Source organism: Mycobacterium sp. 1465703.0 (assembly GCF_001672975.1).
Taxonomy (GTDB): Bacteria; Actinomycetota; Actinomycetes; order Mycobacteriales; family Mycobacteriaceae; genus Mycobacterium.
Window position 1 is genome coordinate 37486 of the sequence record NZ_LZKU01000051.1, and the last position, 15148, is coordinate 52633.

The following is a 15148-nucleotide window of genomic DNA, read 5'->3' on the forward strand; positions in this document are numbered from 1 at the left end:
CGTTGAGGCAATTACGATACGGTAGGTAGCGTTATGAAAGCAGACCCGTCCGGCCTTGACAAGGCTTCCGGCGCCGGCCGCCCGCGCGATCCGCGTATCGACTCGGCCATCCTATCGGCGACCGCGGAATTGCTTGTCCAAACGGGCTATTCCAACATCAGCCTGGCCGCGGTTGCCGAACGCGCGGGCACCACGAAATCCGCGCTGTACCGGCGGTGGTCGAGCAAAGCCGAACTGGTGCACGAGGCTGCCTTCCCGACGACTCCGACCGCGCTGGAGTCGCCGGCCGGGGACATCGCCGCCGACATGCGGATGATGATCGAGGCCACCCGTGACGTATTCACCACGCCGGTGGTGCGGGCCGCGCTGCCCGGGTTGGTTGCCGACATGACGGCCGACCCCGCGCTCAACGCGCGAGTGATGGCGCGATTCGCGGACTTGTTCACCGCGGTGCGGATGCGGTTGCGTGAGGCGGTCGACCGCGGCGAAGCGCATCCCGATGTGGATCCGGACCGCTTGATCGAACTGATTGGGGGAGCGACCATGCTGCGAATGCTGCTGCGCCCGGAAGAAGACCTCGACGATGCATGGGTGGAGCAAACCACGGCCATCGTGGTGCATGGGGTACGGCGATGACGGGGCGACTCGCGGGCCGTGCCGCGATCGTCACCGGAGGTAGCCGCGGCCTGGGACGGGCGATCTCATTGGCCCTGGCGGCCGAGGGCGCCGCGGTGGCGGTCGCCGGACGCACCGAAGAAGTATGGGATGACCGACTGCCGGGGACCATCGGCGAGACGGTAGCCGACATCGAGGCGGCCGGCGGCCACGCGGTGGCGGTACGGGCCGATCTGACCGACCGCGACCAAATCGCCCGGCTGGTGGAGTCGGCACGAGAGGCGTTGGGCCCCATTGGAATTCTCGTCAACAATGCGGCCTTTACCGCGCCCGGCCGCCCGCCGGTGCCGGGTGCGCAACCGCGTGACAAGCCCGACAAGGGCGCCGGTAAGCCGGCGGCCAACGCCGCGGGCGGTGCCAAGCCAGCTGAGGCCGCCAAACCCGGCTGGCCGGGTTTCGTCAGCACTCCTTTGCACGCGTATCGGCGGCATTTCGACATCGCGGTTTTCGCCGCTTACGAGCTGATGCAGATGGTGTGCCCCGACATGATCGAGGCCGGAGGCGGCTCGATCATCAACATCACCTCGGTCGCCTCGCGACTGCCCGGCGACGGCCCGTACGCCGACCGCAGCGGCGGGGTGTTGCCCGGCTACGGCGGGTCCAAGGCCGCGCTCGAGCACCTGACCCAGTGCGCGGCATACGATCTGACCGACCACCACATCGCGGTCAACGCGTTGTCGCCGTCCAAAGCTATTCTCACGCCGGGGCTCTCGTACTATGCCCGCAACTTCGATGACACCGCGTCTGCGGATGAATTCGCCCGCGCAGCAGTCGAATTGGCTTTGGTCGATCCCGCCAAGGTCACCGGGCGCACGATCGGCCACCTTCAAGTGCTCGACGGCAGCTTGCGGCCCTTCACGGTGGACTAGCGCGGCGCGTTCGCGGTCAACGCGCTGAATGTGCCGCGGCTGCGGTTATTCGACCAGCCTTCGAGTTCGCTTTGGCAGCCGTGATGGGGAAAGCATCTCGCTTCCCCCATCACGGTTACTGCTGAGCCATCCGCCGTCGCGACGGGTCAGAACCGGCCCGGTTTACTGGCCAGCTGGTGCCGCGGGCCCGGGAACACCCGGGGCTCCAGGTGCGCCCGGGACTCCCGGCGCGTTAGGTGCACCCGGTGCACCCGGTGCACCCGGTGCGCTGGGGACGCCAGGTGCGGTGGGTGTGCCCAGCGGTGCCGGAGCGCCCGGCGCGCCAGGGGCGGCAGGTGCGCCAGGCGTGCCTGGTGCGGTGGGTGCGCCCATTGGTTCCGGAGCCCCTGGGGCGCCCGGTCCGGCAGCAGGTGCTCCCGGTGCGCCGGCTACGCCAGGTGCGGTAGGTGTGCCCGGTGTGCCTGGTGCGGTGGGTGCGCCCATTGGTTCGGGAGCGCCCGGGGCGCCCGGTCCGCCAGCAGGTGCGCCGGGGACGCCTGGTGCGGTAGGTGCGCCCGGTGTGCCTGGTGCTGTGGGTGTGCCCATCGGTTGCGGTGCACCCGGTGCGCCTGGTGCGCCCGGTCCGGCAGCAGGTGCCCCCGGTGCGCCGGGTGCGGTAGGTGCGGTAGGTGTACCCGGTGCGCCTGGTGCGGTGGGTGCGCCCAACGGTTGCGGGGCGCCCGGTGCGCTAGGTGCGCCCATTGGTTGCGGGGCGCCCGGTGCGCCAGGGACGCCCGGAGTGTTTGGAGCGCCAGGAGGTCCCGGCGGTGCAGGTGGCGGCGGATCGTCCGGCAGGAACCTTACTGTGGGCTCATTTCCGTTGCCTGGTATGGACGGGGCTGCGGCAGCGGGGGCAATCGCCGCACCGAGTGCTCCGCTCACAGCAAGCGCAGCCACACCCGCACTGAGCGTTGCGAGTGGCCGGCGTGCAGGCGTGACGTGATTTCTTGTGGCGCCCATATTTTTCTCCCAATGTCGATTGGATGGACCCACCCCGGCTACCCGGCGAAATTGGTAACAAAACGGATGGCGCCAAAACTACTGCAACGTCAATTACCTTCATTCGGGTCGGGATCGCCGCGAAAGAATGGGTCAGGATCGCCCCGAAGGAGCTCGTCGGGATCGCCGCGAAGGAGCTCATCGGGATGGTGAGCGTGATTGACGGCGGGCGGTCCATGGCCGTCGGTCCAACCAAGTCGCCCATTGCCGACGACCGAAGTGCGCCATTCGCCCCTGCCCACCGCGCCGTGGTCGGAGCCGCAGGCGAAGAACAGGTTGTCGGCGTCGGTCCCGCCTCCGTCCGCCCATTCGTGTGCATGGTGGACCTCGCAGTGATAGCCGGGTGCCAGGCAACTGGGGTGGGTACATCCGCGGTCCCGGGCGAAGCAGATGAGGCGCTGATCCGCGGTTGCGATCCGTTTCTGGCGCCCGAGATACAACGGCCGGCCGGTGTGCTCGTCGAACACCGCGAGATAGTGAATTGCCTTGGCGGCCATGCGAATCAGATCCGGCATCGGCAGCCGCGAGCCGCCGCCGGTGCGCGCAGGCGCGGGCATCGGAATCGAATCGTCGACCGCTGCGTGCGCGGCCTGGTCCAGTTCGGCCAGCGTGGTGGTCGCGATCACGGTGACGGGATGGCCGCGGTGTCTCCCTAAACCGCCGGTGGCGATAGCCGTTTCGAGGCCGAGCTTGAGGGCGTCGTGGCAGCGTTGGGCCGGTGTGCGGTCGTCGCGCGCCTCGGGATCGCTGTCGGGCGTCTGGTGGCGGCCGGGCCGCACCGCCGCTTCCAGGGCTTCGAAGTAAGCACGGGCCTCGGGATCCAGTAGGCCGGTGAGCCTCGACATCCCGTCGGGCCCTTGCGGGCTCAGCTGCAGACCCCGACGGCGCGCCCGATCGACATCGGTGAAACGGCCGTCGGGATTGAGATAGTCGGCAATCCGGTGGCCCAGCCTGGTGACCACCGCGGCGTCGAGCTTCGTCGCGTGCTGCACCAACGTGCGCTCCGCGTCGGCCGCATCGACAGGGGAGACGCAGGACGGCAACGTGTCGACCGCGGCGCACACGGCGCGGATGTGGTCTTCGCCGACCGCCCCGGCGGCCACCGCCGCGGCCAACGCCGGCAGCTCGGGTGCCAACGGTGCGCCGGTCAGCGAACGTCGCGGCCGCAGACGCGCCGCGAGCCTGAAGCGGCGCGCGACTTCTCTGGGCGTGATGCGAAGCCGCGCCCACAACACGCCGCGCACCGCTGGCACACACGCCGCCTCGTCCGGTGGGTCGGCGATCTCACCGAAGACCCGATACATCAGACCCCGATTGATGCGGTCCTGGGCTTCCAGCCGTTCGGCCAGGTCAACCCGAAAGGCGTTGCCGACCATCTCCGACGGAGTCTGACGCAGCGCTTCATGGGCCGCATCGATCGCGTCAAGCGCGGAGCAGATTCGCTCCCGCGCCCGTTCGGCGTCCATAAAAGTGCCCACCCGGTCCACGCTATAGAACATACGTTCGATTTCAACCGGCCGAAGGGAGATATGTGGATGAACTGCCGACTGTGGATAAGCGCGAACGCCGGTCCTGGCCCTCGCACCCCTGACGTGCAAGTATGAGCAAAGCTAGTGCCGCAACGGCGGCAGGCAACCGGTCGAGTGGTGTGCCAATGCTTGGTATGGACAAGCCGACAGGGCGGGTCGTTGCCCTGATCGCTCTGCTGCTCATGGTCGCTGCCGCGCTTCACGGTTACATCCCCGCTCGCCAGGACGCGGTACGCAGCGAATCGGGCGGCCGGGCGGCGCTGGCCTTCGTGGTGGCCCTGCTCGCTGTGACGCTTGCCCTGATCACGATCGCCGTGGTGGCGCGATTGCGGGACCCGCGCGCGCCCGCGCCGAGTGCCGGCGCGCTGTCCGGCATGCTCGGCACCGGCAAGGGTCGACCGACCTGGCGCGTGCTGCTGATCGGACTCGGCGTGATTGCGGCCTGGCTGCTGATCGTGATGCTGTTGGCCCGGCTGTTTACAACACACTCAGTCGCTCCTGCTCCGTCACCACCGGATAGCGGCGCGGCACCGTCGGCGCATGCCCCCGCGCCGCCTGCGCAGCAGAATCCGCATCGTCCTCGCGACGGCTCGCAGAACGTGCTCGGGATCCTGCTTGCCAGCACCGTCGCGATGTTGATGGTGTTTGTCGCCGGAACGGTCGCCGCGACGCGGCGGCGGTGGCGGCCGGTGGCACCCGCCATGGCCGACGAACCCGGCGAATCTCCGGTGCCGCCGGCGCGTTCTGAATCGCTGGCGCGGGCAGCCGAGCGTGGACTGGCCGAGATGACCGACCTCAGCCGTGAACCGAGAGAGGCGATCATCGCCTGCTATGCCGCGATGGAACGTGAACTCGCGCATGTTCCCGGTGCCGTCCCCCAGGAATTCGACACCCCGACCGAGGTGTTGGCCCGTGCGGTTGAACACCACGCCCTGCACGCCGATAACGCCGTCCAATTGGTGAACCTGTTCGCCGAGGCGCGATTCAGCCCTCACGTGATGAACGAAGGCCATCGCGACATGGCGGTGCGCGTGCTGCGGCTGGTGCTCGACGAGCTGGGTTCGCGGAGCGTCGTATGAAAAAGACGACGACGCTGGGCATTTGTCTCATCATCGGCATAGAGCTGCTGGCTCTGGCGCAGCATGATCGACGGCTGGTATTGACGGCCTCCGGTGTCGGGCTGGCTCTGGTGCTGCTCAGTCTTCGTCGTGCCCTGGCGCGCGGAGCCGCGGCCGACGCAGAGCCGGACGCCGACGAGCTAGGGGATTCGTTGCGCCGCTGGCTCTCCAAGACCGAGACGACGATCCGGTGGGCGGAGTCAACCCGCGCCGACTGGGACCGGCATCTGCGGCCGATGCTCGCGCGCCGTTACGAAATGACAACCGGTCAACGGCAATCCAAGGATCCCGCGGCCTTTCACGTAACCGGGCGCATGCTTTTCGGCGTGGAACTGTGGGAGTGGGTCAACCCCAACAACGTCACGCGCAGCGGTGACAGCCAACCCGGCCCGGGCCGCGCGGCGCTGGAAGAGATTCTGCTGAAGCTCGAGCAGGTATGACAGGAGGCGCGACCCGAATATGACGCTGCCGGCCGCAACCACGACCGCACACTGCGAGGCGATTCTGGACGAAATAGAACGCGTGGTGGTCGGAAAACGCTCCGCGCTGAAGCTCATCCTCACCACAGTCCTCGCGCGCGGCCACATCCTCATCGAAGACCTCCCCGGCCTGGGTAAGACACTGATCGCGAGGTCCTTTGCCGCAGCGCTAGGACTGCAATTCACCCGGGTGCAGTTCACGCCCGACCTGTTGCCGGCGGACCTGCTCGGGTCAACGATCTACGACATGCAGTCCGGTCGCTTCGCATTCCGGCCCGGACCCATCTTCACCAACTTGTTGCTGGCCGACGAGATCAATCGCACTCCGCCCAAGACTCAGGCGGCGCTGCTGGAGGCGATGGCCGAAGGCCAGGTCAGCATCGACGGCGAAACACACCAACTGCCAAAGCCTTTCATCGTCCTGGCAACCGACAACCCGATCGAGTATGAGGGCACATATCCGCTGCCCGAGGCGCAACTCGACCGCTTCGCGATCAGATTGGAACTGCGGTATCTCAGTGAGAGCGATGAGACGTCGATGCTGCGCCGCCGCCTCGAACGCGGTTCGGCCGAACCGGTGGTCGATCAGGTGGTGGATGCGCACGACCTGCTGGCCATGCGTGAATCGGTCGAGCAGGTGACCGTGCACGAAGACGTCCTGCACTACGTGGTGTCGCTGGCCAACGCGACGCGGCACCACCCGCAGGTTGCGGTGGGCGCCAGCCCGCGCGCCGAACTCGATCTGGTGCAACTCGCGCGCGCCCGCGCGTTGCTGCTCGGTCGCGACTACGTGATCCCCGAGGACGTGAAGGCGCTTGCCACCGCGGCGGTTTCACACCGCATCACCCTGCGCCCGGAAATGTGGGTCCGCAAGATCCAGGGCGCCGATGTCATCGGAGAGCTGCTGCACCGCCTCCCGGTGCCCCGCACCGGCGCCAGCACCGGAGAGTCCGGATGAGCCCACCGTGACGAGCAGCGTGCGGGCCGAGTTGCGCTGGCGTGCATCGGAATTGACGCGAGCTATCGCCACTTGCGCCGGGTTCGCGATGGCCGCTGCCGTGATCGGCGCCCAGTGGCAACTGATCGCCTTCGCTGCACCGCTGCTCGGCGTGCTGTGCTCCCTCAGCTGGCAACGACCTGTCCCGGCGATTCACGTGCACGGCGAGCCCGACACTCAGCGCTGCTTCGAACATGAGCCGGCACACATCAGGGTATGGGTGAGCCAACAAGACGGGGCTTCGGCCGTCCAGGTCACGGTTCCGGACATAGCGGGCATGGAGTTCGAGATCCCCGAATCCGATTCGGGCCAAACGAAAACCATCACGGCCACCGCGCAGCGCTGGGGCCGGTACTCCATTGGGGCGCGCGTCGATGTCGTTGCCCGCGGCGGGTTGGTCACCGGAACGGCCGTCGTCGGGGCCGCCGACGTCATCGTCTTCCCGTTGACGCCGCCGCAGCCGACGCCCATCCCACAGACCGAGTTGCTCGACCGGTTGGGTGCCCACTTGACCCGGCATATCGGTCCGGGTGTGGAATACGCCGACATTCGCCCGTACGTGCCCGGTGACCAACTGCGCGCCGTCAATTGGCCGGTGAGCGCACGCCGCGGCCAACTACATGTGACGCAGCGGCTGACCGACCGTGCCGCCGACGTGGTGGTGCTGATCGACGGGTATCGGCAGCCGGCGGGACCTGCGACCGAGGCCACTGAACGAGTCGTTCGCGGCGCGGCGCAAGTGGTGCAAACCGCGTTGCGCTACGGCGACCGGGCCGGCATCGTCGCACTCGGGGGCAACCGCCCGCGCTGGCTGGGGGCTGACATCGGGCAGCGCCAGTTCTACCGGGTGCTCGACACCGTGCTTGGCGCCGGCGATCGATTCGAACACACCACGGGCACGTTGGCGCCGCGCGCGGCCGTTCCCGCCGGGGCGATCGTCATCGCGTTTTCCACATTGCTCGACACCGAATTCGCGCTGGCCTTAATCGATCTGCGCAGGCGGGGCCATGTCGTGCTGGCCGTCGACATCCTCGATAGGTCGCCGTTTGAAGACGAACAGGATCCCTTGGTGGACCGGATGTGGGCGCTGCAGCGCTCCGCTATGTATCGTGACATGGCCACCATCGGGGTGGACATTGTGGCGTGGCCGAGCGACAGCGGTCTGGAGCAGTCCATGGGTGTGCTGCCGGATCGGCGCCGTCGGGTGCGGGGGAGGCTTCGTGGCTGACGGCGGTGCGGACGCGTTAGCGCGGGTGGGCGCACCCGCGTTCGCGACGGGATTCGGTCTGCTCATGGTGGGACTGGCCGCCGACGGCTGGCACGGATTCGCCGTTGCCGCCTGGGTGCCGGCGCTGATCGCGGTCGCGATCGGCATGGTATTCCGTACTGCCGCAACGGTTGCCGTGCTACTGGCGGCGGTCACAGTCATGCTGTCGCACCCGCCGCTGGTGTTCGTCGCACTGTCGGGACTGTGCGCCGCCTCCTACCTGGTATGCCGCCATGCGGTCGGAATGTCCGCGCCGGTGGTGCTGGACAGCTGGCCGACCGCGGTTGGCGCCGTGGGGTTTACCGTCGCCGGTTTGGTGGCGGCGTCGTTTCCGTTGCAGTTGCCGTGGTTGCCGTTGATCGCCCCGCTGGGGGCATTGCTGATCTACCTGCTGGCCACCCGGCCGTTCTTGAGCTGACCATCGGGTGAGGCTGCGTCAGTGCAGCAGTTGGGCGGCCTGGTCGGCCAGATCGAGCAGCGGCTGCGGGAAGATGCCCAACGCCACGGTGACTGCGGCGCATACCGCGATAGCGGCCTTGCTCAAGATGCCCGGCGCCACGACATGCGGGGTGTCCTCGGTTGCTTCGGTGAAGAACATCGACACGATCACCCGCACGTAGAAGTAGGCGGCGACGCCGCTGGCGACCACACCGACGATAACCAGCGGCACTGCGCCGCCTTGGGCGGCAGCCTTGAACACGGCGAGCTTGCTGACGAATCCACTCGTCAAAGGAATGCCCGCGAAGGCCAGCAAGAACATCGAAAACATCACGCCGACAATTGGGGAACGCTGCCCAAGCCCCGCCCAGTGCGAGAGGGTGGCGTCTTCAACACCGTCTGCATCCCGGATCAAACCGACGATGGCGAACGCGCCGACGGTGCTGAAGCTGTAGGCCAGCAGATAGAACAACGTCGAGGAAAGGCCCGTGTGGTTGTCCGCGATCACGCCGGTGAGGATGAATCCGACATGGGCGACCGACGAATATGCCAGCATGCGTTTGACGTCGGTCTGGTTCACCGCGGTGATGGTGCCGACCGCCATGGTCAGGATGGAGATGGTCCACAGCACCGGGCGCCACTGATCGTGCAGTGGAGGCAGCGCCACGTAGATCACCCGAAGCAGCGCACCGAAAGCCGCGACCTTGGTGGCCGCAGCCATGAACCCCGTGATGGGGGTTGGCGCGCCCTGGTACACGTCGGGAATCCACGAATGGAACGGGACGGCACCGACCTTGAACAGCAGGCCGACCGACAGTAGCCCCACACCGACCAGCGCCATCGACGTGTCGCCATGCGCGGCAAGCGTATCGCGGATACCGGTCAGCAGCAGGGTGCCGGTCGCGCCGTAGAGCAGCGCCACACCGTAGAGGAAGAACGCGGACGAAAACGCGCCCAGCAGAAAGTACTTCATCGCCGCTTCCTGTGACAGCAGGCGGCGATGACGGGCCAGACCGCACATCAGGTACAGCGGCAGGGACAGCACTTCCAGCGCGACGAACATGGTCAACAGGTCGTTGGACGCGGGAAAGACCATCATGCCGCCGACGGACAGCAGTGCCAGCGGGAACAACTCCGTCTGGGCTGCCCCGGCCCGCTGTGCCTCCCGTTCGGCGTCGCTGTCGGGCACTGCCGATGCCTGTGGAGTGAAGGAGTCCAGGCCGCCCGAGCCGGCCGTGCCGACCCCCACAGCGATCTTGCTGTCCGCTGGGGCCTGGGTGCGTTCGGCGATGAAGATGACCGCCATCACGGCGACCAGCAGCACCGTGCCCTGCAGATACAGCGTCGGGCGGTCAATGGCCATGGCGCCCAGTACCGCGGTGCGCCCGGAGCTCTGAATCGAGCGGCTCACGGCGATGACTGCCACGAATGCCGCGATCAGACCGCCGAGCGAGAGGGTCACCTGTGCGGTGTAGCGAATTCGCCTGGGCAGGAACGCCTCTGCGAGGACGCCCACCACGGCGACGCCGAACACGATGAGCATTGGGCAGAGCAGGAAGTACTGGATGCTCGGGGTTGGAAGGGTCATCGCGGTCCTTCGGCGGTCCGGGGTAGCTCGGCCGGTCGAGACGTTGCCACCGGAACGGTCGGTTTGGGATCGTGCTGGCCGATGGTGGTCATGGTGTTCTCGACGGCCGGATTGATGATGTCGAGTACAGGCTTGGGGTAGATGCCGAGAACCAGCAGCAGCGCGATCAACGGTGTGACGACGATCAATTCGCGTGCCCTCAGATCACCGATCTTCTCGTTGCCACTGGCGACCGGTCCGGTCATCACGCGCTGGTAGAGCCAGAGCATGTACACGGCCGAGAGCACCAGCGCGGTCGCCCCGAATCCGGCGGCCAGCCAGTATCTGTTGAAAGTTCCCAACAGGACCAAAAATTCGCTGATAAACGGCGCCAGACCGGGCAGTGACAAGGTTGCCATTGCCGACACCAGGAAGGTGCCCGCCAATATGGGCGCCACCTTTTGCACGCCGCCGTAGTCGGCGATCGCCCTGCTGCCGTGCCGCGATATCAGGAACCCGGCGATCAGGAACACCGCGGCCGTGGACAGGCCGTGGTTGAGCATGTAGAGCGTCGACCCGCTCTGCCCCTGGTTGGTCATCACGAAGATGCCCAGGATGATGAATCCGAAGTGCGAGATGGAGGTGTAGGCGATCAGCCGCATGATGTCGGTCTGGCCGATGGCGACGATCGCGCCGTAGACCACCCCGATGACTGCCAGCACGACGATCAATGGGCGGAAATACGTTGAGGCACCGGGGAACAGCTGCAGACAGTAACGCAGCATGCCGAAGGTGCCGACCTTGTCCATCACCGCCATCATCAGCACCGCGGTCGCCGGGGTCGCCTCGACCGCGGCGTCGGGCAACCAGCGATGGAACGGCCACAGCGGCGCCTTGATTGCGAACGCGAACATGAAGCCCAAGAACAGCGCCTTGAACACCGCGGAATCCGCGCCGTAGCGGCCGGAGGCGACGCCAGCCACGATCTCGCGGAAATCGAAGGTGCCCGAACCGTGCTGCGAGGTCACCACATACAGCCCGATCACCGCGGCTAGCATGATCAACCCGCCGAACAGGTTGTACAGCAAGAACTTCACGGCAGCGCGCGACCTGCCGACCCCGCCGCCGAAACCCCCGATCAGGAAGTACATCGGGACGAGCATGGCCTCGAAGAACACGTAGAACAGCAACACGTCCAGCGCGACGACCGAGATCAGCACCATCGATTCGATGGCCAATGTCAGCGCGATGTAGGCCTGCACGCTGCGGGTGCGCTCGCCACCTGACGACCGCAAGCGCGGCGTAGCCGGGCGCAGCGGGTCGTCAGCATCGCCGCCACCTGATGACCGCAAGCGCGGCGTAGCCGGGCGCAGCGGGTCGTCAGCATCGCCGTCACCGTCGTTCCATCCGGCCACCTGCAGCACCGGGATCAGCACCGCGGTCAGCAGCACCAGCACCACCGCGATGCCGTCCACGCCCAGCGTGTAGCCGGCACCGAAAGCCGGGATCCACTGATGACTTTCGACGAATTGGTAAGGCGCACCACCGGTCTTGAACCCGGCGGTGACGACGATGGCCACCGCCAGGGTCGCGACGCCGAAGACCAGACCGGTCCACTTGGCGAGCTGTCGCAGCCCAGCCGGCATCAGGATGATCAGCACGGAGCCGGCCAGCGGCACCAGCCACAGCACGCTGAGCCAAGGAACGTTACTCACCACAGTTTCACCGCCAGGATCAGCGCGACTACCAGCACCGCGCCCGTCAGCATCGACAATGCGTAGTTGCGGGCGAAGCCGGTTTGCAGCCCCCGCAACCGATTTGAAGTCGAACTCACCAGTGCCGCCAGCGCGTTGACCGAGCCGTCGACACCCGCGTTGTCGATCTCGACAAGCGCGTGAGTCAGTTGCGCACCGGGGCGCATGAATACCTCCTCATTGAAGGCATCGCTGTAGAAGTCTTTGCGTACCGCCGTGGTCAACGGCGAGACGGACAGCGGCGCCACCCGCGGGATGGCGGTGTTCGCATACAGCCGGTAGGCCACCGCGATTCCGACGACGACGACACCCAGCGCCAGTGCGGAACTGACCCAGACCGGGTAAGCGTGGGTCACTTCCTCGTGTTTGCCGACGACGGGTTCGAGCCAGCGTTGCAGGGTGCCGCCGACCGCGAGCAGCCCACCTGAGAACACCGAGCCGAGCGCCAGCAAGATCATCGGCACCGTCATCAGGCCGGGTGCCTCGTGCGGGTGGGCACCCGGGCCCCAGCGTTTCTTACCGAAGAAGGTCATCAGCATCACCCGCGTCATGTAGAACGCGGTCACGCCCGCGCCCAGTAGCGCGGCGCCGCCCAGCAGGTAACCCCGGGTGCCGCCGGTAGCCAGCGCCGCCTCGATGATGGCGTCTTTCGAGAAGTAGCCCGCGAACGGCGGCACACCGATGATCGCCAGGTATCCCAGACCGAAGGTGATGAACGTGATGGGCAGCGCCGCACGCAGGCCGCCGTAGCGTCGCATGTCCTGCTCTTCGTGCATCGCGTGAATCACCGCGCCGGAGCCGAGGAACAACCCGGCCTTGAAGAAGCCGTGAGTGAGCAGGTGCATGATCGCGAAGGCGTAACCGGCCGGACCGAGGCCGGCGGCCAGCACCATGTAGCCGATCTGGCTCATCGTCGATGCCGCCAGCGCGCGCTTGATGTCGTCCTTGGCGCACCCGATGAACGCTCCGAGCAGCAGCGTCACCGCACCCACGATGACCACGGCCAGTTGCGCATCGGGGGACAGGTTGTACAGCGGATTGGACCGCACGATCAGATACACCCCGGCGGTCACCATGGTGGCGGCGTGGATCAGCGCGGACACCGGGGTGGGGCCCTCCATGGCATCACCCAACCAGGCTTGCAGCGGGACTTGCGCGGACTTGGCGCAGGCACCCAGCAGCAACAGCAATCCCATGGCCGTCAGCGCTCCGCGACCGGCGGCCGGTGCGCCGGCGAAGACCCCGGCATACGACAGCGTGCCGAAAGTGCTGAACATCAAGAACATTCCCAGGGCCAGCCCGGCGTCACCGACCCGGTTCATCACGAACGCCTTCTTGGCCGCGGTGGACGCCGTCGGCTTGTGGTACCAGAACCCGATCAGCAGGTAGGACGCCAGGCCCACGCCTTCCCAGCCGACGTAGAGCACCACGTAGTTGTCGGCGACGACCAGCAGCAGCATCGAGGCCAGGAACAGGTTGAGGTAACCGAAAAACCTTCGGCGGTCCGGGTCTTCGGCCATGTAGGCGACCGAATAGATGTGGATCAGTGAGCCGACTCCGGAGATCAGCAGGACGAAACACACCGACAGCTGGTCGATTTGCAGCCCAAGGTCTACCTGCAGCTGGCCGACGGGGATCCAGCTGAACACCTTCTGGTGCAGGACGCGGTCATCGGCGGCGCGGCCGAGCAGTTCACTGAGCAGGCTCAGGCCCAGTCCGAATGCCGCGAGGGCGGTCGCGCAGCCCAGCCAATGCCCCCACCGGTCGGTGCGTCGCCCACCGAACAGCAGGATTGCCGCGCCCGCCAATGGCAGCGCCACCAGCAGCGGAGTGTATTGAGTCATATTGGCGTTCATCAGCCTTTGAGTAGGTTCGCGTCGTCGACGGATGCCGATTTGCGGGCGCGGAAGATGGTCATGATGATGGCCAGGCCGATGACCACTTCGCAGGCGGCGACCACCATCGTGAAGAACGCGATCATCTGCCCGTCCAGGTGGCCGTGCATCCGCGCGAACGTGACGAAGGCGAGGTTGACCGCATTAAGCATCAACTCGACGCACATGAACATCACGATGGCGTTGCGGCGCAACAACACACCGGAGGCGCCGATGGTGAACAACAGCGCCGAAAGGTAAAGGTAATTAGCCGGATTCACGACGTACCGCCTTGTGAGAGACTCGGGCTCGACTCAGGGGACGGGGTCTTCTTGCCGTCGGCGCCGCGGCTTTGCAGGATTGGCGACACCGAAAGTTTCGAATACGAGCCGTCCGGTAGCAGCGCGGCGACGTCGACCGCGTTGTGCCGTGCGTAGACACCGGGGCCGGGCAGCGGGGTGGGATGCGCGCCGGACCGGAAACGCTCCTGGGACAGCTCGCGTTGTGTCTTGCGGCGCTCGAAACGCTCGCGATGCGCCAGCACCATAGCCCCGACCGCCGCGGTGATCAGCAGCGCGCTGGTCAGCTCGAACGCCCACAGGTAGCGCGAAAAGATCAGCGCCGCCAGCCCTTCCACGTTGCCGGCGGCGTTGGCGGTGGTCAGCCCGGCGAAACCACCGGTGGCTACGTTGCCGATGGCGGCGATGAGCAGGATGCCGAATCCGACGCCGGCCGCCACGCCGACGACGCGCTGGCCGCGCAGCGTCTCCTTGAGCGATTCCGCGGAATCCACTCCGATGAGCATCAGCACGAACAAGAACAGCATCATCACCGCGCCGGTGTAGACCACGACTTGGACGACACCCAAGAAGAGCGCGTCCTGGATCATGTAGAACACCGCCAGGATGATCATCGTCATCGCCAAAAACATCGCCGAGTACACGGCGTTGACGGCCACTACCACGCCGAGCGCGCCGAGCACGGCCAGCGCGCCCAGCACCCAGAACGTCACCGCTTCGCCGGTCGACGTTCGAACGATGGTGTCCTGCGTGAAACTGGACGCCAGGGTGACGGCCTGGCTGGTCAATCCAGTCACCGGGATTCTCCGGCCTGCTGAGTTTCCCGCAACCCGTGAGCGGTCACGTTGCCCTGGTAGTAATCCTTGTCGGTGGCGCCGGCGGTGCGGGGGTGCGGCGGGGCGAGCATGTCCTGCAACAGCGGCGCCAGCAGCCGGTCCTTCTCATAGATCAGGTCGGCGCGGTTGTCGTCGGCCATCTCGTAGTCATTGGTCATCGTCAGCGCCCGGGTCGGGCAGGCCTCGACGCACAGACCGCAGCCGATGCAGCGCAAGTAGTTGATTTGGTACACCCGGCCGTAGCGCTCCCCGGGCGAGTACCTGAGTTCCTCGGTGTTGTCGGCGCCCTCGACGTAGATCGCGTCGGCCGGGCACGCCCATGCACACAGCTCGCACCCGATGCATTTCTCCAGACCGTCCGGATAGCGGTTGAGCTGGTGGCGGCCGTGATAGCGCGGCATGACGCCT

At 66.7% G+C, this 15148-nt stretch carries 15 protein-coding genes and 1 pseudogene; 8 read left to right on the plus strand and 8 right to left on the minus strand.

Annotated features, from left to right (window positions below):
* Positions 1-33: 33 nt before the first annotated feature.
* The 3 genes from A5625_RS04660 to A5625_RS28955 all read left to right on the plus strand — a co-directional run bounded on the left by A5625_RS04660 (position 34) and on the right by A5625_RS28955 (position 1990).
* A complete protein-coding gene (locus tag A5625_RS04660) occupies positions 34-636 on the plus strand; it encodes a TetR/AcrR family transcriptional regulator (RefSeq protein ID WP_066989495.1) in 603 nt (200 codons plus the stop codon).
* The gene (locus A5625_RS04665) at positions 633-1544 is read left to right on the plus strand and encodes an SDR family NAD(P)-dependent oxidoreductase (RefSeq protein ID WP_066989497.1); all 912 of its coding nucleotides are present in this window, start codon (positions 633-635) and stop codon (positions 1542-1544) included. The genes A5625_RS04660 and A5625_RS04665 overlap by 4 nt, the downstream gene beginning before the upstream one ends.
* Positions 1545-1789: 245 nt before the next feature.
* Positions 1790-1990, plus strand: coding sequence for a hypothetical protein (locus A5625_RS28955; protein ID WP_156747922.1), 201 nt, complete (start codon positions 1790-1792; stop codon positions 1988-1990).
* 271 nt (positions 1991-2261) lie between these two features.
* On the opposite strand, the pseudogene A5625_RS30690 reads toward A5625_RS28955, so the two are convergent.
* A pseudogene (locus tag A5625_RS30690) lies at positions 2262-2360 on the minus strand (YbaB/EbfC family nucleoid-associated protein); the annotation flags it as partial.
* A gap of 272 nt (positions 2361-2632) precedes the next feature.
* Positions 2633-4048 (minus strand): HNH endonuclease signature motif containing protein, encoded by a 1416-nt coding sequence (locus tag A5625_RS04670; RefSeq protein ID WP_066989520.1) that lies wholly within the window; start codon positions 4046-4048, stop codon positions 2633-2635.
* A 197-nt stretch (positions 4049-4245) separates the two neighbouring features.
* Here A5625_RS04670 and A5625_RS04675 point away from each other — a divergent pair, with 197 nt between their 5' ends.
* The 5 genes from A5625_RS04675 to A5625_RS04695 all read left to right on the plus strand — a co-directional run bounded on the left by A5625_RS04675 (position 4246) and on the right by A5625_RS04695 (position 8390).
* Positions 4246-5190, plus strand: coding sequence for a DUF4129 domain-containing protein (locus A5625_RS04675; protein WP_066989499.1), 945 nt, complete (start codon positions 4246-4248; stop codon positions 5188-5190).
* The gene (locus A5625_RS04680; RefSeq protein WP_066989501.1) at positions 5187-5669 is read left to right on the plus strand and encodes a hypothetical protein; all 483 of its coding nucleotides are present in this window, start codon (positions 5187-5189) and stop codon (positions 5667-5669) included. The genes A5625_RS04675 and A5625_RS04680 overlap by 4 nt, the downstream gene beginning before the upstream one ends.
* 19 nt (positions 5670-5688) lie before the next feature.
* A complete protein-coding gene (locus A5625_RS04685) occupies positions 5689-6666 on the plus strand; it encodes a MoxR family ATPase (RefSeq protein WP_066989503.1) in 978 nt (325 codons plus the stop codon).
* A gap of 7 nt (positions 6667-6673) precedes the next feature.
* Positions 6674-7933: a DUF58 domain-containing protein gene (locus A5625_RS04690; protein WP_066989504.1), complete on the plus strand. Its 1260-nt coding sequence runs from the start codon at positions 6674-6676 to the stop codon at positions 7931-7933.
* Positions 7934-7997: 64 nt separating this feature from the next.
* Positions 7998-8390 (plus strand): hypothetical protein, encoded by a 393-nt coding sequence (locus A5625_RS04695; RefSeq protein ID WP_232003431.1) that lies wholly within the window; start codon positions 7998-8000, stop codon positions 8388-8390.
* 18 nt (positions 8391-8408) lie between these two features.
* On the opposite strand, the gene nuoN is transcribed toward A5625_RS04695, so the two are convergent.
* The 6 genes from nuoN to nuoI form a co-directional block, all read right to left on the minus strand.
* Entirely contained in the window at positions 8409-9998 is a 1590-nt protein-coding gene (gene nuoN, locus A5625_RS04700) for an NADH-quinone oxidoreductase subunit NuoN (RefSeq protein ID WP_066989508.1), read from the minus strand.
* Positions 9995-11692 carry an NADH-quinone oxidoreductase subunit M gene (locus A5625_RS04705; protein WP_197515966.1) on the minus strand — a complete coding sequence of 566 codons (1698 nt, stop codon included), beginning with the start codon at positions 11690-11692 and terminating at the stop codon, positions 9995-9997. Before A5625_RS04705 ends, nuoN begins: the two co-directional genes overlap by 4 nt.
* Complete coding sequence (gene nuoL, locus A5625_RS04710) at positions 11689-13575, minus strand: NADH-quinone oxidoreductase subunit L (protein WP_066989522.1); 1887 nt, start codon at positions 13573-13575, stop codon at positions 11689-11691. Before nuoL ends, A5625_RS04705 begins: the two co-directional genes overlap by 4 nt.
* 11 nt (positions 13576-13586) lie before the next feature.
* The gene (gene nuoK / locus A5625_RS04715) at positions 13587-13886 is read right to left on the minus strand and encodes an NADH-quinone oxidoreductase subunit NuoK (protein WP_025735676.1); all 300 of its coding nucleotides are present in this window, start codon (positions 13884-13886) and stop codon (positions 13587-13589) included.
* A complete protein-coding gene (locus tag A5625_RS04720; protein WP_156747933.1) occupies positions 13883-14671 on the minus strand; it encodes an NADH-quinone oxidoreductase subunit J in 789 nt (262 codons plus the stop codon). The genes nuoK and A5625_RS04720 overlap by 4 nt, the downstream gene beginning before the upstream one ends.
* 26 nt (positions 14672-14697) lie before the next feature.
* A partial coding sequence (nuoI, locus tag A5625_RS04725) for an NADH-quinone oxidoreductase subunit NuoI (RefSeq protein WP_197515967.1) occupies positions 14698-15148 on the minus strand: 451 nt, incomplete at its 5' end.